Below are 16,803 nucleotides of genomic sequence, written 5' to 3'. Positions count from 1 at the left end.
CGCCGGCGCCCCAGCCCCCGCGCCGTAGATCCGCCAGCACCACCCCACTCGCCCCATCTCCCGGCCCTCCGGGAGATGGGGCGTTGTCCGCCGCGCCACCGGAACTCATGCGCGCGACATCGCCAGGAGCGGTTCGCCGCGCCGATCTCTCTGCGAGCATGGCCCTCACTCCCGACCCCGTTCCCAACGCTGGGAGCGGGGAGCTACGCACGCAGCCCGGGCGAGGCTCGGCGCGACGCCTGCGCTCCGTTGTACGCACCAGCGGAGTGGAGTCGGGCGGAAAAATCGGTTATAATTAGCAACGAAATGCCGCGACCATCCGCGGGTGTTGGGGATGCCGCCATGCAGGATGTCTGGCGGCTTTTTGCCGCCATCGAGATCCCTCCCGAGGTCCGCGACCGCGTCGCCGCCGTCCGTGATCGGCTCCAGGACGCCGGCTGGCGGGCGAAGTGGGTCAACCCCGAGGGAACCCATCTCACGCTGAAGTTCTATGGCAACGTGCCGGTCGATGACATCCCGGCGCTGCGGGAGGCATTGCGTCCGGCGGTGGCCACGTCCCGGCCGTTCACGATCGAGGCGGCAGGGGCCGGGGCCTTCCCCAACCCGCGGCGCCCACGGGTGCTGTGGCTCGGTGTTGCCGGCGATGTCCGTCGGCTGGGCGCGCTGCAGCGGTCCGTCGAGCAGGCCAGCGCGGCGCAGGGGTATCCCCCGGAGGAGCGCGCGTTTCACCCGCACCTGACGCTGGCACGCGTGCGGCCCGAGGATCTGGGGAGCCTACGGGATGTCGAGCGCCGGTTGGCGGAGATCGGCGCGTTGCCGCCGCTGCCGATCCCGGTCGACCGGGTCACGCTGTTCCGCAGCGAGCTGCGGCGCACCGGAGCGGTCTACACCGTCGTCGACGAGTTCCCGCTGGGGGGTGCCGGGTGATCGCCGTCTGCGGGCCGAACGAGGCGACCGACGAGGAGATCCGCTGGGCCGAGGAGGTCGGTGAGCGGATCGCACGCGCCGGGCACGCGCTCGTGTGCGGCGGGCGGGGCGGAGTCATGGCCGCCGCCTGTCGTGGCGCGCGACGCGCCGGGGGCGCGACGATCGGCATCTTGCCCGGCACCGACCGCCGTGAGGCCAATGAGTGGGTCGAGCACGTGATCTGCACCGGGCTGGGCAACGCGCGCAACGCCGTGGTCGTCGCCTCGGGCGAGGCGGTCATCGCGATCGGCGGCGGCTTCGGAACCCTCTCCGAGATCGCGCTGGCATTGAAGATGGGCAAGCACGTCATCGGGCTCGGGAGCTGGGACCTCGACGCAGCGAGGCTGGTACGCTTCGGTGGGGAGGGGCGCTACCACCGCGCCGAGGATCCCGCCCAGGCGGTCGCGCTGGCACTCGACGCCATCGCGCACACGTCCGCGGTGCGAGCACGAAGATTGGAGGAGCCTCCGTCCAGCCACGGTTAGCCGCCCCACCGCGCCCACACGACACAACGACGAAGCCATCGCGGCGGACGGAGGAGACACGATGACGATACTGACCAACAAGTTGGAAGAACTGGAAGCGCGCTTCGAGGAACTGGATCGGCTGCTCGCCGACCCGGAGGTCGTGACCAACCCGGAGAAGCTCGCCGAGTACGGGCGAGAGCGGGCCGACCTCGAAGAGGTCGTGACCACCTACCGAACGCGCAAGCGCGTGGATGCGGAGATCGAGGAGGCAGAATCGCTGCTCCGCAGCGGCGACCCTGAGTTGGAGGAGCTGGCGGAGGAGGAGCTGAAGCGCCTCCGGGAAGAGCGGGAGCGGCTGGACAACGAGATCCGAATGTTGCTGGTGCCCAAGGATCCCAACGACGAGAAGAACGTCATCGTCGAGATCCGGGCGGGCACCGGTGGCGAGGAGGCCGCGCTGTTCGCCGCCGACCTGTTCCGCATGTACTCCCAGTACGCTGAGAAGCGCGGCTGGAAGATCGACGTGATGTCGGCCAACGAGACCGGTATCGGCGGCTTCAAGGAGATCATCTTCGAGGTCCGCGGCCGCGGCGCATACAGCGAGCTGAAGTACGAGTCGGGCGTCCACCGGGTGCAGCGCGTCCCGGTGACCGAGTCGGGCGGGCGTATCCACACCTCCACCGCCACGGTCGCGGTGCTGCCGGAGGCGGAGGAGGTCGACATCCAGATCGACGAAGAGGATCTGCGTATCGATGTCTTCCGCTCCACCGGGCACGGCGGCCAGAGCGTGAACACCACCGACTCAGCGGTGCGCATCACCCACCTGCCGACCGGGCTGGTGGTGACCTGCCAGGATGAGAAGTCGCAGATCAAGAACCGGGCGAAGGCGATGGCGGTGCTCCGCGCGCGACTGTACGACATGGAACAGCGGCGCCTGCACGAGGAGCGCTCGGGCATGCGGCGCTCGCAGGTCGGCACCGGCGAGCGGGCGGAGAAGATCCGCACCTACAACTTCCCGCAGGATCGCGTCACCGACCACCGGCTGAAGCTCAGCCTGGGCAACCTGCCCGAGATCCTGAACGGCGAGATCGACACCTTCATCCGCGAGCTGCGCGCCGCCGACCAGGCCGAGCGCCTGAAGGCCGCCGGGCTGAACGGGGCGTAGGACGTGGGGCGTGATGCGTCATGGGTCATGCGTCCCCCTCACTCCCAGCCCCTCTCCCACCAGGGGAGAGGGGAGCCCTACGCAGTACGCAGTACGGAATACGCAACACGATACACGCATGACGCATGACGTATGACGCATGACGCATGTCCCTAACCCTCCCACCCTCCGCGAAGTCCTCCGCGACGGCCGCCAGCAGCTCGAAGAGGCGGGCGACGAAACGGCCCGGCTCGACGCAGAGGTGCTGCTGCGACACGTGCTCTCCATCGACCGCGCGACGCTCTACGCGCGGCTGCCGGACCCCGCGCCGCCCGGCACTGTCGAGCGGTACCGCGACCTGATCGCGCGGCGCGCCGCCGGGGAGCCGGTGGCCTACATCACCGGCCACCGGGAGTTCATGGGGCTCGACTTCCTGGTCGACCGGCGCGTGCTCATCCCCCGGCCGGAAACGGAGTACCTGGTCGAGTGGGCGCTCGCCTGGCTGCGCGAACGGAGCGGGGATCGCCTGGTGGTCGACGTCGGGACCGGCAGCGGCGCGATCGCCGTCAGCCTCGCCGCCCACGCGAACAACCCGACCCTGCGCGTGGTCGGGAGCGACCGCTCTCTCGACGCCTTGCGCGTCGCCGCCACCAACCGGGACCGGCTCGCGCCGGGCCGGGTCGAATTCGTAGCGGGCGATCTTCTGTCCTGGTGCCGTCCGGGCATCGACCTGGTGCTCGCCAACCTCCCCTACCTGCGTCCCGATCAGGCCCACGCCGGGATCGCCTGGGAGCCGGAGTTGGCGCTCTACGCCGGAGAGACCGGGTTCGGGCTCTACGAGCAACTCCTGCCCCAGGTGGCGGCACGCCTGCGTCCGGGCGGTGCCGTCGGCTGCGAAATCGACCCCAGCCAGCGCGCCATCGCCCTCGCCACCGCCCGCGCACACTTCCCCACTGCCCGCATCACCATCCGCCCCGACCTCGCCGGGCTCGATCGCTACCTCATTATCGAGACGACCTGATCCCGCGTCGTGATCGGAGCCTGGGGCACGTGAAATTTGACGAATCATGTGGGCGTACGCGGTCTGCGCGAGCCCGGGGCGGGTGGTGTGACGGATCCCGCGCCGTAGCATGTGCCCGGGGCTCAAGCCCCGGGCTGACAACGAAAGCCGGCTGAAGCCGGCTGGGGCGGAGCAGGGCCGGCGCCTCGGCAGGATGGACCCCGCCGCCCGGCCTGTGCCCGGGATGAGCGGCATAAGGATCCCGCACCCTGGCCCGTGCCCGGGGCTAAAGCCGCCGGGCTACAAGGCGAAGCCCACTGAAGGGGCTGGGGACGCGGGGATCGGCGGGAGGCTGGATCGCGTTCACCCGCGCGTGGTCATCGGAGCCCCTTCAGTGGGCTTACCCAATTTCAGCCCGGCGGCTTTAGCCCCGGGCATACGCCGAGGGGCGGACACCGCACCATCAGGGATTGTGCGCGGCGGTACCCCAGCCGGCTTCAGCCGGCTTTTCCTTGTCAGCCCGGGGCTTGAGCCCCGGGCACCTGCCACGGCGTGGGATCCGTCACATCACCCATCCCCGGGCACGGGCCACCGCGCGGAAACCTTCGCGTCACCGACCTTCGGACCAGACCACGACGCGTAACCCCTCGCACCGTCCGCTTTAGGCACGGGCCACCGACGCCGCAAGAGCCACGGCAGTCGCGCACTACGCGATACGCAGTACGCACTACTCGACTCGCAACACGACGAGCGCACCCCGGTCTCCCGTGGGTGCGCGGAATCGACGTTTGAGATGGTCGCGGCTGTTACGCCATCCGGGCCGGCTTGGTCAGCGTGCGCAGGCAGCGGGTGCAGATGTTCACCCGGCGCGGCTGGCCATTCTGGTAAATGGTCGCGCGCTGAATATTCAGACGGAACATGCGATTGGTCCGGCGCTTAGAATGGCTTACATTATGGCCGAAACCCGGTGTTCGATGGCAAATGTCGCACTTCCCGGCCAAGTCGGCCCCCTTTACCTGGTATGGTTTCAGCTATTAGTATTGGCGCCGAGACGAGCACTCAGGTGTTCTGAGTCGAGTGCGCCCACGACCGGAGAGCATAGCACACAGCCATCTGCCGCGACAAGCACCGTACCGCGCCAAGGGGGATGGCGCAAACTGGGAAGCGCTGGCTGGGTGGCGGTCGACTGGCCGTTCAATGGTGGCCTCGGGAACGGTCAGCGATCATCGCGAAGGAGCGAGAGAGGAAGATGATGACCCGGGAGGGAGCACATGGCGTGGAGCACGCGGCTCGCGAGGAGGAAGTTGATCGGGAACGACGGTGGTCAGGGGCGGCGCTGATCGGGGCGCTGGAAACCGCCGTCGCGCACTTCGAGCCGCATGTGGCCGCAGTCAACGCGCTCAACGTCTTCCCAGTCCCGGACGGTGACACCGGCACCAACATGTTCCTGACCATTCAAGCGGCCGTGCGCGAGGCGCGGCGGCTCAACCACGGCAGCCAACCCCGGGCCGACGAGGTGCTGGCCGGGGCGGCGCACGGCGCACTGATGGGCGCGCGGGGCAATTCCGGCGTCATCCTTTACCAGATCCTCGCCGGCATCGCAGAGAGCTGCCAGGGGGTCGCCGAGCTCGACGGCCGTGTCTTCGCCGCTGGGCTGCGCCGCGCGGCCGACCTCGCCTACCGCGCCGTCGTCAACCCGGTCGAGGGGACCATGCTGACCGTCATTCGCGCCGCGGCCGAGGCGGCCGAGATCGCCGCCGCTAAGGACAGCGCGCTGAGCACGGTGCTCGCGGCCGCGCTCGACACCGCGGAGGACACCGTGCGGCGGACGCCGGAACTGCTCGACATCCTGCGCCAGGCCGGTGTCGTCGATGCCGGGGGGCAGGGGCTGGCCATCCTCCTCGCCGGGCTCCAGCGCTTTGCCGAGGGAACCACGCTCTCGATCCCGTCCGATGAAGCCATCCCCGTCTCGACCGCGCCCGCCGCGGCCATGGACTTCCTCGATCACCTCGATGAAATGCATGGCGCCGAGGAGTTCGGCTACTGCACCAACTTCCTGCTCACGGGGGACAACCTGCCGGTGGAGGAGGTGCGTCGCCGCATGACCGAGCTGGGCACCTCCGCGGTCGTGGTGGGCGACGAGACGATGCTCAAGATCCACGTCCACAGCGAGCACCCCGGCACCATCCTTGAGATCGCGCTCGGCTACGGTGAGCTGCACCAGGTGCGGATCGACAACATGACCGCCCAGACGCGCGCGCTCCTGGAAGACCGGCACGCCGCGCACCCGACAGCCGTTGCGTCATCCCCGGCCGCCACGACCGACATCGCCCTGGTGGCGGTGGCGAGCGGTGAGGGGCTCACCGAGGTGCTGCGCGGCATGGGCGCCACCGCGGTCGTGCCCGGAGGGCCGACCGTCAACCCCAGCACCGAGGAGATCCTGCGCGTCATCGCCGCGCTGCCCCAGCGAGAGGTGATCCTGCTACCAAACGACCGAAACGTCATCCCCACAGCACGCCAGGTGGAACGCCTCACCGACCGGACCATCCGGGTCGTTCCCTCCCGCTCGGTGCCACAGGGCATCAGCGCCCTGACCGCATTCAACTTCGACGCCGATCTGGAGGAGAACGTCGCCGCCATGACCGAAGCGCTCGGCATGGTCCGCTCCCTGGCGCTGACCCGCGCCACGCGCTCGGCCCAGATCGACGGGGTGCGCGTCGAGCAGGGGCAGTTCATCGGCCTCCTCGATGACCGCCTGCGCGCGGGCGGGGAGGATCCGGTTGACGTCGTGCTCGCCGTGCTGGCCGAGGCCGACCCAGACCAGGCCGAACTGCTCACCGTCTTCGTCGGGGAACCCGCCAGCCCCGACCTGGCCGGGCGCGTCGCTGAGGCGATCGGGGATGCCTACCCCAATCTGACCATCGAGGTCGCCGCCGGAGACCAGCCCCATTACGACTTGATTATTGCCCTTGAGTAGGTAAGGAGGAACTGTGCCCCGAGTCGCGGTGGTCACTGATAGCACCGCGGATCTTCCGCGCGAGCTGATCGAAGAGTACGACATCCACGTCGTACCGCTCACCGTCCACATCGACGGTGAAGTGTTCGAGGATCGCGTCACCATCACCCCGGCTGAGTTCATGCGACGGCTGACCGCGACCTCCACCTTCCCGACCACATCCCAGCCCTCCGTCGGCCGGTTCCAGGAGGTGTTCAACCGCCTGGCGGAGGAGTACGACGCCATCATCTCGATCCACATCTCCAGCCGCCTCAGCGGGACGTACCAGAGCGCGCTGCTGGCACGCGACACGATCAACGGGCGCCTGCCGATCTCGGTGATCGACTCCCGCTCCACCTCGATGGGGCTGGGCTTCGCGGTGCTGCGCGCCGCCAAGCTGGCGAAGGCCGGCTACGATCTGGCGACGATCGACCGCGCCACCCGGCGCGCCATGGAGTCCATTCACGCCGTCTTCCTGGTCGACACGCTGGAGTACCTGCGTCGCGGCGGCCGGATCGGCCGCGCCGCCGAGATCGTCGGCACCGTGCTGCAGCTCAAGCCGATCCTGCGGCTGGAGGACGGCGTCGTCGTCCCCCACGCCCGCACCCGCACCCGGCGGAAGGCCACCGCCGGTCTGATCGAACTCGTCCGCGACTTCCCTCGGATCGACCAACTGGCGATACTTACGACGAGCGGCAGCAGCGGCGCTGAGCGCGTGGCCGACGCCCTGGCCGATCGCTGCCCGCGTGAGCGTATGATCTTCGCCGAGTTATCACCGGTCCTGGCTGCGCACGTGGGCCCCGGCGCGCTCGGGGTCATCGTCTACGAGGGCGACGCGCCGCTGTCAGTCGAGGAGGTGCCATGAGCGACGCCCCCTCACGCCCGGTCTACGTCGTCACCGACAGCACCGCCGACATTCCGCCCGACCTGATCGGCGACCGGCCGCTTACCGTCGTCCCCCTCATCGTCGAAATCGCCGGGCAGAGCTACCGGGATGGGATCGATCTGAGCCGGGACCAGTTCCTCGCCCTCCTGCGCGACGGGCACCTGCCGCGCACCTCGCAGCCGTCGATCGGAACCTTCCAGGAGGTCTACCGGGACCTGATCGAGCGCGGCTACGACATCGTCTCCATCCACATTTCTTCTGCCCTCTCCGGCACCTACAACTCCGCTCGCGCCGCGGCTCAGGCCGTCGCGCCCGAGCGCATCCGCCTGATCGATAGCCACTCCGTCTCGATGACGTTCGGCTGGATCGTGCTGGAGGCGGCCGACCTGGCGGCCGCCGGAAAGTCGTTGGACGAAGTCGCGGCCTACGCCGAGCGCCGGAAAGGAGATCAGCGGCTCTACGCCGTCCTTGAGACACTCGAATACCTCCACCGGGGCGGGCGGATCGGTCGCTCGGCGCTGCTGCTCGGCTCGGCGCTGCAGATCAAGCCGATCGTGCAGGTGCGTCGGGGCACGGTGGAACCGCTGGAGCGCGTGCGCACGATGCGCCGCGCGCTCGATCGGCTCGTGGCGCTGGTGACGGAGCAGTGCCCCTGGGACCACGCTGCGGTGTTCCATCTCGCCAACCCGAACGCGGCCGAGGCGGTCGCTGCCCGCCTGCGCGAAGCCCAGCCGGACATCAACGTGATCACCGGCCAGATCGGCACGGTGGTCGGCACCTACGGCGGGCCAGGGTTGGTCGGTGTGGGCGGATTGGTGCGGGCGCACGCGGCGGAGGGCGGCGCCCCGGCTTGACAGCCGGCCGAACGGCGGCGTTCACTTCCCGCATGAGCAGGGGAACGACGCGCGGCCCTGGCGACCCGCTGGGGCTCCTCCGCAAGATCCTGGCGCTTGAAGACCGCAAGGGGTACCAGGACACCGCCGTCGCAGGCGGGCTGGCCAACTTCGTTGCGGTGCAGGCGCGCACCCACCGGCCGGGCAGCGACGACGGCCACGCGGCCGAGACGCTGGCGGCGCTGGCCCGTCTCTTCCGCGGCTACGACCAGCTCTCGATCGACGAGCGCCGCGAGCGCGTGGCCCAGGCCGGTCGCCTGCTCCAGCGCGCCGCAGGACGACCGCCACGACCGACCGTGCCCGCGCCGACCGCCCCCAGGGATGTCCAGGCACCGCGGGTCGAGCGCGCCCGCGTGCCGCCACGCGCCGCCGCGCCCCGGCGACTCGCGCGACAGGCCCGGGTCAGCGCGCTGACCGACCCGGTGACCACCTTGCCCGGAGTCGGGGAGCAACGCGCCAGGCAGTTGGAGGCGCTCGGGGTCCGCACCGTCGAGGATCTGCTGTACCTGATCCCCCGCCGCCACAAGGACTACTCCCGGATCGAACCCATCGGCTCGAGCCTCTTCTTCAATCGTGAGTGCACCATCAAGGGAACGGTCGTCTCGGTCGACCAGCAGCGCACGCGCACCGGCAAGACGATGGTCGTCGCCGAGATCGCCGACGACACCGGGAGCGTCCAGGCCATCTGGTTCAACCCGTACCTGGCGCGCCAGTTGCACCCCGGCCTGCCGATCGCCGTCAGCGGCCGGATCGAGCGCCAACGAGGCACGCTCGTCCTCCGCAACCCGGAGTGGGAGCTGCTGGACGCGGAGATGCTCCACACCGGCCGGCTGGTGCCGATCTATCCGCTGACACGTGGGCTGTACCAGAAGCAGGTGCGCACCTTGACCCGGATGGCGCTCGACGCGGCCGCGCACCTCATCGTCGACCCGTTGCCGGAGGAGATCCGCCGACGGCACGGGCTGCTGCCGCTGGCCCAGGCGCTGGAGGCGGTCCACTACCCCGACTCCGAGGCGGACGAGCGGGCAGCCCGCCGTCGCCTCGCCTTCGATGAGTTCCTGGTGCTCCAGATCGGCCTGGTGCAGCGCAAGGTGGAGTGGCAGGCGCAGACCGGGCACGCCTTCCGCATCGACGAGGAGTTGCTCGCCACCTTCGAGGATCGGCTGCCCTTTACCCTGACCGCCGCGCAGTCGCGCGCCCTGGGTGAGATTCTGGCCGACATGGCCTCCCCGCGCCCGGCCAGCCGTCTGCTCCAGGGCGACGTCGGCTCGGGCAAGACCGTCGTCGCCGCTGCCGCCGCGTTGGTCGCCGTCGCCGACGGGTTCCAGGCGGCCATCCTGGCGCCGACGGAGATCCTGGCCGAGCAGCACGCCCGCAACTTCTCCTCGCTCTACGACGTGCTGCCCGAGGAGCGCCGCCCGCGGCTCGCCCTGCTGACCGGCAGCACCCCCGCCGGCGAGCGGGAGGCGATCGACGTCGGGCTGCGCGACGGCACGATCGACATCCTGATCGGCACGCACGCCATTCTGGAAGAGCGGGTGGGGTTTGCCCGCCTGGGGCTGGCGGTGATCGACGAACAGCACCGCTTCGGCGTCGTCCAGCGTGCCCGGCTGCGCGCGAAGGGCTACAACCCGGACGTGCTGGTCATGACCGCCACCCCGATCCCGCGCAGCCTGGCGCTCGTCCTGCACGGCGACCTCGATGTGTCGATCATCGACGAGTTGCCGCCCGGCCGTCAGAAGATCGCGACCCACTGGATCGAGGGTGACCGCCGCCCTGACGCCTACCGCTTCATCCGCAAGGAGGTCGAGGCCGGGAGGCAGGCGTTCATCATCTACCCGCTGGTCGAGGAATCGGAGGCGATCGACGCCCGCGCCGCGACCGCCGAGTACGAGCGCCTCTCGACCGAGGTCTTTCCGGACCTGCGCCTCGGCCTGCTCCACGGCCGAATGCGACCGGCCGAGAAGGACGCCATCATGACCGCGTTCCGCGACCACGAGATCGACATCCTCGTCTCCACCTCGGTCGTCGAGGTGGGGATCGACGTGCCGAATGCGACGGTCATGCTCATCGAAGGCGCCGACCGCTTCGGGTTGGCGCAGCTCCACCAGTTCCGCGGCCGTGTGGGGCGCGGTGCAGCCCGCTCGGTCTGCATCCTGGTCGCCGACGACGTGAGCGAGGAGGGCCAGCGGCGGCTCAACGCATTGGTCGAGACGCAGGACGGCTTCCGCCTCGCCGAGATCGACCTGGAGATCCGCGGCCCCGGCGAGTTCTTCGGCACCCGGCAGAGCGGGTTGCCCGACCTCCGCTTCGCCTCCCTGGGCGACCTCGGGACATTGCAGAGCGCGCGGGAGGAGGCCCACCGCATCCTGTCCGCGGACCCGACGCTCTCCCAGCCGGTCCACCGGCCGCTGCGCGAGCGGGTCGACCGCTTCTGGATCCCCGGCGCGGGCGATCTGAGTTAGCGCCGCTGGCCGCGTGAGCGTCCAGTATGGCGTTTGACGAATGAGCGTGATCCGCCGGAACCAACCCCGTCGCCCGGTGGCTGTCATCCTGAGCGGAGCCGGGAGCAGCGGCCAGCCGCGCCCGGCGCAGCGAAGGCTCTCGCGTCGGGTCGGCCACGCACCGAAGAGATCCTTCGCTGCGTTCAGGATGACACGCGCGCGGCAGCGGGTTGCTGGCGGGTAGACCAGGCTAATTCGTCAAACCCCATGCCTGTCCCCGGTCAAGCGACGTGGTTATAGCGGAACCGGAGCTCATACCGGCTGTCCTGGGCGTCGCTGACGTACTCACGGACCTCCACATACTCGAGCGGTCGCTTCACCGGTGGGATCGACGTGTTCACGTTGACGACGATGTCGTCCTCGGTCGTATAGGTCGATGAGCCGGGCGGCGGCGCGTTGGCACTGGTCAGCCGCGCCAGGTCCGTGATCGACAGGCCGATGCTGTCCTGGATGATGAGATCGGCCGGCGCCCAGAGGGCGATGATCACATCGACGCCGATGGTGATAAGGAGCGCGATCCCGGCGGCAATCAGGCCGATTGTCCCGAGCTTCAGGAGCGCGCTGATACCTCCAAGCGCCGCGATCGCCGCGCCGATATAGACCGCCTGCTCCTTCACGAGATCCCAGAAGTACTTCGCCTGGCTCCGCAGCATCTGATCGTAATAGCGCTGGCTGTCAACCTCATGGCCCAGTACTGCCAGCACCATCGCCAGGATGGGCTGATCGTGCTGGAACACGATGCGCGTGACGTCGCGGCCGGTGCCCGTGTCGAACTCGACGCCCTGCAGGTCCTGAAACGCCTGCTCCTGCATCGGCTCAATCGGCTGGAACATCAGGTCCATCGGGAACGCCATCGTGTGCAGCCCGACCTCGTCCGACCCCAGCCAGTCAGGCGACGTTTCCTTGCGCGCGTAGATCGCCTCAATCACGACCTGGAAGCGCGACGTGGGCGCTGGGATCACGTTGATGAACTCAACGTTGGACACAAGCTCCGTGCCGAAGACGTCGATCCCGGTGATATTCGGCAGGACGACCTGGATGGTATAGATCCCTGGGCTGAGATCGTTCGGCACCTGGAACGTGAGGCGGTCCTGCACGCGGCAGTCGTTGATCAGGACGGTCTGGCCGTCGACCACCTCGGTTACGGGCGTATCCACATCACCCCAGACGTGCGCCTCGACCTCGCGCACGGTTGTCCCCGTCTGCGGGTCGGCGAGCCGGACCTTGGCATCGACGCTGAAGAAGTTCACCCCGCGCAGCACGACGCTATCGCCCAGCGCGACATCCACCACCCGGGCGCAGGCGCCACCTGGAAGCGTGTGGCCCGGACAGTTGGTGGTCTGCACCTGACACACGACCTGCGGCTGGCCATCGACGATCTTCGGCTCACACTCCTGCTGAACCTCGCCGGGCTGGTAGTCGCCCGCGTTGAGCGGCGGATAGAAGTTGGCCGTGCGCAGGTCGTTGATGGCGCAGATGCGCACCTGGGAGAAGAAGTCCTCCCCCTGCGGCTCGTAGATGCGGATGCGTCCGGGCCGTTCGTCGTCAGCAGCCTTCGGATCGTCGTAGACCTGGATCCCGATCCGCTGCTTGATCTCCTCAGCCAGCGCGGCCGTCAACGTCGCCTCGTCGAGCGGCTGATCCGGGTCCAGGTCGAGCGACGGCGCAAACAGGCGGGTGCGCTGGCGCAGCGGCACGGCGTCGAAGGCCGCGACCGAGCAGGAGAGGATGTCGCGCGACATCTGGCCGAGCGTGGCGAACGCCGCGGCTTCCAGCGGGTTGGCCGGGGTCTTCCCGAGGAGAAACCGGCGCATCAGATGGACGGTCCCGGCCGCCAATGCGCTCGGCACCCGCACCCGCTCCGCCAGGCGAGAAAGCTTGTAATCGCGATCGAGCTTGTGCTTCGCACCGGGCACCACCGGGAGGCAGGCGCCCACCGGCGGATAGCACGGCTGGCCCTCCGGCGGCATGTCCGGGCCGCCTCCGCCCGGCACCGAGCACGAGCAGTTGTAGATGTGCACATCCCTGGCGCTGTCGATCCGGATATCGATGTCGCAGCAGTCGCGCCGGCCGGCACTCTCCTTCGGATCCTTCGGGTCCTTGTCCTTCGGGTCGTTGGGGTGCTTCTCGGGGGTCTCGCCGCGGCCGATTGAGCCGGCACGGGATGTCTCCGTCGATCGCGCGGTCATCGTCGCCCTCCACAGTGCTCGCACGAACGCCTGGCGCCTCTCATCAAGGCGCACGTGTGGTCAACCAACAGCCGGGAGCCGGCACGATGCCGGCGCTCGAGACGGGGTATCGTTAGCGGGGCGGAGTCGCCCTCGACGGTGCAGCGGACGGAATCGGAAAGCTGTTAGACACCGCTCGGGCGCTCTCCTGGCACGCGGGGAGACCTCGCTGATGCGATTGCAGCGCGGTCTGGAATGCGAGCGGAGATACGATCGCGCGGGACCAACCCCTTCGATTCATCCACGCCGCGGCACGATATCGGGATCCTTCCCGACCCTGTGACAACGCCGCGATACTTGAACTGACTAATGAAAGCGTACCGTCGTACCGTCGCTGATCGCGCCACCAGAACGGTTTTCGTGAGAATCTTGGAACATACTAGCGGAGGCATTGCATTAAGTCAATAGCTTAGGGCAGTGGACATTACGAGCTGGGCATGAGCGAGGGGGCCGAACTCTGGTATACCCCTTGCATCGAACCGCGGCGCGCCCGGTCGCCTGCGGCATGCAGCACAACGGAGGATACGGACATCGTGGGACTCTGTCTGATCGACCATAGCCTGACGACCGCGGCCATCACCTACCCCATCGAGCGCGGTTGGGTCGAACCGTCGGAGGGCATCGAGTTGGTGCCCGGCCTGACCGCCGAGCTGGTCGCCGAGCGAGGCGCCTGTGCGCTCCTGGGCAGCATCGACGCCGTGTATCTGGCCGACCGCTACGCCGTGGTCACTGACGTGGCGCTCGTCTCCCACCACAACGGCCCGATCATCGTCTGGACACCCGGCCGGCCCGATGAGATCGACCATGCGGTGGTCGCGCTCGACGACGTCAGCCGCACCGCCGAGGCGGTCGCCCGTGCCACCCTCACCCACTTCTACGGCTTCCAGGTCACCGGCTGGGATCGCACCACCGACGAGCGCGATGCCGCGGTGCGCGAGGGCGCCGCGGCCTTCCGGCCCTCCGACAGCGGGCACATCGGTGATCTCGTGCGAGCCTGGTTCATCCTGAGCGGCTTCCCCTTGCCGACCCACCTGCTCATGGCGCCTCGGGAGCTCGTGGAGCGTGAGCCGGACGCCGTACGCGGCGTGGTGGACCAGCTCCAGCACCTCCTCTCCCTCACCAACGAACGGCGGCGCGAGCTCCGTCGCAATCTGGCCGAGGATCTCGGGCTGGACCGCGAGCGGCTGGTCGCCTTCCAGAACGACCAGACCTTCACCGCCAGCAAGACGGTGCGCAAGGCCTGGCTCGACCTGGTTCGCCGCACCGCTCGCGCGATGCAACTCCCGGCCGTTGAGGAGCCGGTCGTCTTCAGCGCTCGCGAGCGGGCCTGACGTTCGCCACAATCTTCAAGCGGAAGTCGACGCCGGGCACAGGACTGGCGGAAGGTCCGTCCGGACGCGCGGGGCGGGTGGTCCGCCCCGGATGGCGAACGAGGAGGTGCCTGCACGATGCAATGGAGCCTGCCGGCGAAGCGGCGGCAGCGCCTGCTCCAGTGGGTCGGCTTCGGCGTGTGCGAGGTCGCCCTGGTGGTCGCGCTCTTCTGGGTCCACGAGGTGCTGCGCGGCCTCGCCATGGGCACGCGCGAAGCGGCGACCGCAAACGCCGAGCTGGTCATCGCCGTCGAGCGGGCGGTCGGGCTCTTCCAAGAAGCGCACCTCCAGGCCTGGGTGCTGGAACATCCCCGCCTGATCGATATCTTCAACTGGATCTACGTCTACGTGCACCTCCCGGCGACGCTGCTCTTCGGCCTGGGCATCCTCTGCCTGCGCCCCCACCGCTTCGTCGAGACGCGCAACATCTACCTGACGCTGCTGGCCGTCGCCATCCCGGTGTACTGGCTCTTCCCGCTCGCGCCGCCGCGCTACTTCCCGGACCTCGGCTTCGTCGACACTGTCAAGCGCTTTTCCAGCACGAACTTCGACGCAAACGCCGACACGCTCCTCTACAACCCCTTCGCGGCGATGCCGAGCATGCACGTCGCCTTCGCCCTCTTCGTGGCCCTCGGGGTGATCCGGCTCAGCCGCAGTCGGCTGCGCTGGGCGGCGCTCGGTTACTGGGTGCTGGTCAACATCGTCGTAGTCGGCACGGGCAACCACTACATCGTCGACGGGATCGCCGGGTCGCTGCTGACCCTCGCCGCGTACGTGCTCGTCCCGCGCCTTAGCACCCGGCTCCGCCGCCCCAGTTACCTCCCCTGGACCGGCATCACGCTGGACGGCTGGTGAGACCGCGTTTCCTTCACCCCTCCTGCGCGCGGGCGCGCCACCACTACTCCCATCGCGGCGTAGGAGGTGGCCCCGGTCCCGGCGGCCACCCGTTCCTGACGATTCTGACAACTACGGTAGACGACCGGGGTGCCGCTCGCTATGCTGCGTGAACGACCATCGCTTCTGTTCCGCTCCACCGGCGGGTTTCTCGCATGCAGCTACGCGCCACCGTCGCCCGTCCCGCCTTCGTCGCCGAAGCGCTCGCCGTGCTGGCGTGGCTCATCTTCCTGGGTGCCGTGCTCACCGGCCGCGACCGGCTGCTGTCGCACGACGCGCTGCTCGAAGGCGGCACCGCGCCCTTCTGGCTAACCCTGCTCGCCTTCCTCGCTGCCTGGCAATTGATGACCGGGGCAATGATGCTCCCCTCCAGCTTCCCGATGATGCGGCTCTTCGCCCGGGCCAGCCGGGGACAGGCGCACCCGGGCCTGGTGCTGGGCGTCTTCCTCGCGGCTTACTTCGCCGTCTGGACCGGCTTCGCCGCCGTCGCCCTCACCGCCGACGCCGGGCTGCACTGGCTCGTCGACCGCTGGGGCTGGCTCGCCGCGCGGCCCTGGCTCATCGCCGGCTCCGTCCTCCTCCTCGCCGGGGCGTTCCAGTTCAGCTCGCTGAAGGAGAACTGCCTGCACGAATGCCGCACCCCGCTCTCGTTCCTGCGGCAGCACTACCAGCGCGGCCTCGGCCCGGCCTGGACGCTCGGCATCAAGCACGGGCTCGCCTGCCTCGGGTGCTGCTGGGCGCTGATGCTGGTGATGTTCGCCCTCGGGGTCGGGAACATCGTCTGGATGATTGGCCTGACCGCCATCATGGTTGCGGAGAAGACAACCCGCTGGGGCCGGCGCCTCGTGCCGGTGGTCGGGATCACCCTCCTCGCCTTGGGACTCCTGGTCCTGCTCCGCCCCGCCTCGGGACTCCTGTTCCTGCCCTAACCCGTTCCCACATTCTCGCGCGAAGACCCGCGCGCTCGACAGGTGTCACCGCGCGACCGCAACCTCCACCCAGCCGGACAGGGACGGACATGTCCGCTTGGACAGGGGGCAACCCGGACCCCTGGCGCCGACCACCTATTGCTTATATCACCATATGGTGATAGACTAATATCAGTGGACGGCACCGAGTTCGCCGCCCCTCGTACCACGGAGGTGATCAACAATGTCTCGCTTGACCCGTCTGGTTCAGATCCTGGCTCCGCGCGGTGGGCGCGATGAGGGGTTCGAGAGCTACTACGGCTCGATCCTGCTGACCAGGCAGGACGGCGCGCCGAGCGCTGCGGAGGCGCGGCGCGACTTCGAGCCGGTGCGCCGCGTCCTGGATCGCGCGGTGATCTTCTAGTCACCGAGCGACCCAGTTCTCAATCGCCATCTCCCCCCGCGCACACGCGCGGGCAGTACCGGGGCCGGTCCGCTCAACACGGCCCGCCCCCGCCGCGAGGCCCCCCCCCCCCCCCCCCCGCGAA

14 protein-coding genes are annotated in these 16,803 nt (G+C 69.0%); 12 read left to right on the top strand and 2 right to left on the bottom strand.

What is annotated here, in order from left to right; genetic code table 11:
• The first annotated feature begins 342 nt into the window (after positions 1-342).
• The 4 genes from thpR to prmC all read left to right on the top strand — a co-directional run bounded on the left by thpR (position 343) and on the right by prmC (position 3,598).
• Complete coding sequence (gene thpR, locus IRZ30_RS08990) at positions 343-927, top strand: RNA 2',3'-cyclic phosphodiesterase (protein ID WP_294084632.1); 585 nt, start codon at positions 343-345, stop codon at positions 925-927.
• Positions 924-1,451: a TIGR00725 family protein gene (locus IRZ30_RS08985; RefSeq protein ID WP_294084630.1), complete on the top strand. Its 528-nt coding sequence runs from the start codon at positions 924-926 to the stop codon at positions 1,449-1,451. The genes thpR and IRZ30_RS08985 overlap by 4 nt, the downstream gene beginning before the upstream one ends.
• Positions 1,452-1,521: 70 nt before the next feature.
• Positions 1,522-2,598: a peptide chain release factor 1 gene (prfA, locus tag IRZ30_RS08980; protein ID WP_366945334.1), complete on the top strand. Its 1,077-nt coding sequence runs from the start codon at positions 1,522-1,524 to the stop codon at positions 2,596-2,598.
• 139 nt (positions 2,599-2,737) lie between these two features.
• Complete coding sequence (gene prmC, locus IRZ30_RS08975; protein WP_294084628.1) at positions 2,738-3,598, top strand: peptide chain release factor N(5)-glutamine methyltransferase; 861 nt, start codon at positions 2,738-2,740, stop codon at positions 3,596-3,598.
• A 785-nt stretch (positions 3,599-4,383) separates the two neighbouring features.
• Here prmC and rpmB read toward each other — a convergent pair.
• A complete protein-coding gene (rpmB, locus tag IRZ30_RS08970) occupies positions 4,384-4,578 on the bottom strand; it encodes a 50S ribosomal protein L28 (RefSeq protein ID WP_083776083.1) in 195 nt (64 codons plus the stop codon).
• Between the two features lie 248 nt (positions 4,579-4,826).
• Between rpmB and IRZ30_RS08965 the strand changes: the two genes are divergently transcribed.
• The 4 genes from IRZ30_RS08965 to recG are packed head-to-tail and all read left to right on the top strand — an operon-like array spanning position 4,827 to position 10,816.
• A complete protein-coding gene (locus IRZ30_RS08965; RefSeq protein ID WP_294084623.1) occupies positions 4,827-6,554 on the top strand; it encodes a DAK2 domain-containing protein in 1,728 nt (575 codons plus the stop codon).
• A 13-nt stretch (positions 6,555-6,567) separates the two neighbouring features.
• Positions 6,568-7,437, top strand: a complete 870-nt coding sequence (locus IRZ30_RS08960) for a DegV family protein (RefSeq protein WP_294084622.1) — start codon at positions 6,568-6,570, stop codon at positions 7,435-7,437.
• Entirely contained in the window at positions 7,434-8,312 is an 879-nt protein-coding gene (locus IRZ30_RS08955) for a DegV family protein (RefSeq protein WP_294084621.1), read from the top strand. Before IRZ30_RS08960 ends, IRZ30_RS08955 begins: the two co-directional genes overlap by 4 nt.
• A 32-nt stretch (positions 8,313-8,344) precedes the next feature.
• The gene (gene recG / locus IRZ30_RS08950) at positions 8,345-10,816 is read left to right on the top strand and encodes an ATP-dependent DNA helicase RecG (protein WP_294084620.1); all 2,472 of its coding nucleotides are present in this window, start codon (positions 8,345-8,347) and stop codon (positions 10,814-10,816) included.
• A gap of 260 nt (positions 10,817-11,076) precedes the next feature.
• Here the strand turns inward: recG and IRZ30_RS08945 are convergent, their stop codons facing one another.
• Positions 11,077-13,044, bottom strand: a complete 1,968-nt coding sequence (locus IRZ30_RS08945) for a hypothetical protein (RefSeq protein WP_294084618.1) — start codon at positions 13,042-13,044, stop codon at positions 11,077-11,079.
• Between the two features lie 572 nt (positions 13,045-13,616).
• Here IRZ30_RS08945 and IRZ30_RS08940 point away from each other — a divergent pair.
• The 4 genes from IRZ30_RS08940 (at position 13,617) to IRZ30_RS08925 (ending at position 16,679) form a co-directional block, all read left to right on the top strand.
• On the top strand, positions 13,617-14,414 hold the full coding sequence (locus IRZ30_RS08940) for an MqnA/MqnD/SBP family protein (protein ID WP_294084617.1): 798 nt from the start codon (positions 13,617-13,619) through the stop codon (positions 14,412-14,414).
• A gap of 117 nt (positions 14,415-14,531) precedes the next feature.
• Positions 14,532-15,308, top strand: coding sequence for a phosphatase PAP2 family protein (locus tag IRZ30_RS08935; protein WP_294084616.1), 777 nt, complete (start codon positions 14,532-14,534; stop codon positions 15,306-15,308).
• 194 nt (positions 15,309-15,502) lie between these two features.
• Positions 15,503-16,276 carry a DUF2182 domain-containing protein gene (locus tag IRZ30_RS08930; RefSeq protein ID WP_294084614.1) on the top strand — a complete coding sequence of 258 codons (774 nt, stop codon included), beginning with the start codon at positions 15,503-15,505 and terminating at the stop codon, positions 16,274-16,276.
• A gap of 223 nt (positions 16,277-16,499) precedes the next feature.
• Positions 16,500-16,679 (top strand): hypothetical protein, encoded by a 180-nt coding sequence (locus IRZ30_RS08925; protein WP_294084613.1) that lies wholly within the window; start codon positions 16,500-16,502, stop codon positions 16,677-16,679.
• The last annotated feature ends 124 nt before the right edge of the window (positions 16,680-16,803 follow it).

Origin of the sequence: Sphaerobacter sp., assembly GCF_019683595.1 — a bacterium.
GTDB lineage: Bacteria > Chloroflexota > Chloroflexia > Thermomicrobiales > Thermomicrobiaceae > Sphaerobacter.
The sequence above is the reverse complement of the archived record's forward strand: the minus strand, read 5'-3'. Positions and strand labels throughout refer to the sequence as shown.

Bases quoted from the DNA above. Each gene is read 5' to 3' on its own strand.
- thpR (WP_294084632.1), top strand. From the start codon at position 343: ATGCAGGATGTCTGGCGGCTTTTTGCCGCCATCGAGATCCCTCCCGAG.
- prmC (WP_294084628.1), top strand. From the start codon at position 2,738: ATGACGCATGTCCCTAACCCTCCCACCCTCCGCGAAGTCCTCCGCGAC.
- IRZ30_RS08965 (WP_294084623.1), top strand. From the start codon at position 4,827: ATGATGACCCGGGAGGGAGCACATGGCGTGGAGCACGCGGCTCGCGAG.
- IRZ30_RS08955 (WP_294084621.1), top strand. From the start codon at position 7,434: ATGAGCGACGCCCCCTCACGCCCGGTCTACGTCGTCACCGACAGCACC.
- recG (WP_294084620.1), top strand. From the start codon at position 8,345: ATGAGCAGGGGAACGACGCGCGGCCCTGGCGACCCGCTGGGGCTCCTC.
- IRZ30_RS08945 (WP_294084618.1), bottom strand. From the start codon at position 13,044: ATGACCGCGCGATCGACGGAGACATCCCGTGCCGGCTCAATCGGCCGC.
- IRZ30_RS08935 (WP_294084616.1), top strand. From the start codon at position 14,532: ATGCAATGGAGCCTGCCGGCGAAGCGGCGGCAGCGCCTGCTCCAGTGG.
- IRZ30_RS08930 (WP_294084614.1), top strand. From the start codon at position 15,503: ATGCAGCTACGCGCCACCGTCGCCCGTCCCGCCTTCGTCGCCGAAGCG.
- IRZ30_RS08925 (WP_294084613.1), top strand. From the start codon at position 16,500: ATGTCTCGCTTGACCCGTCTGGTTCAGATCCTGGCTCCGCGCGGTGGG.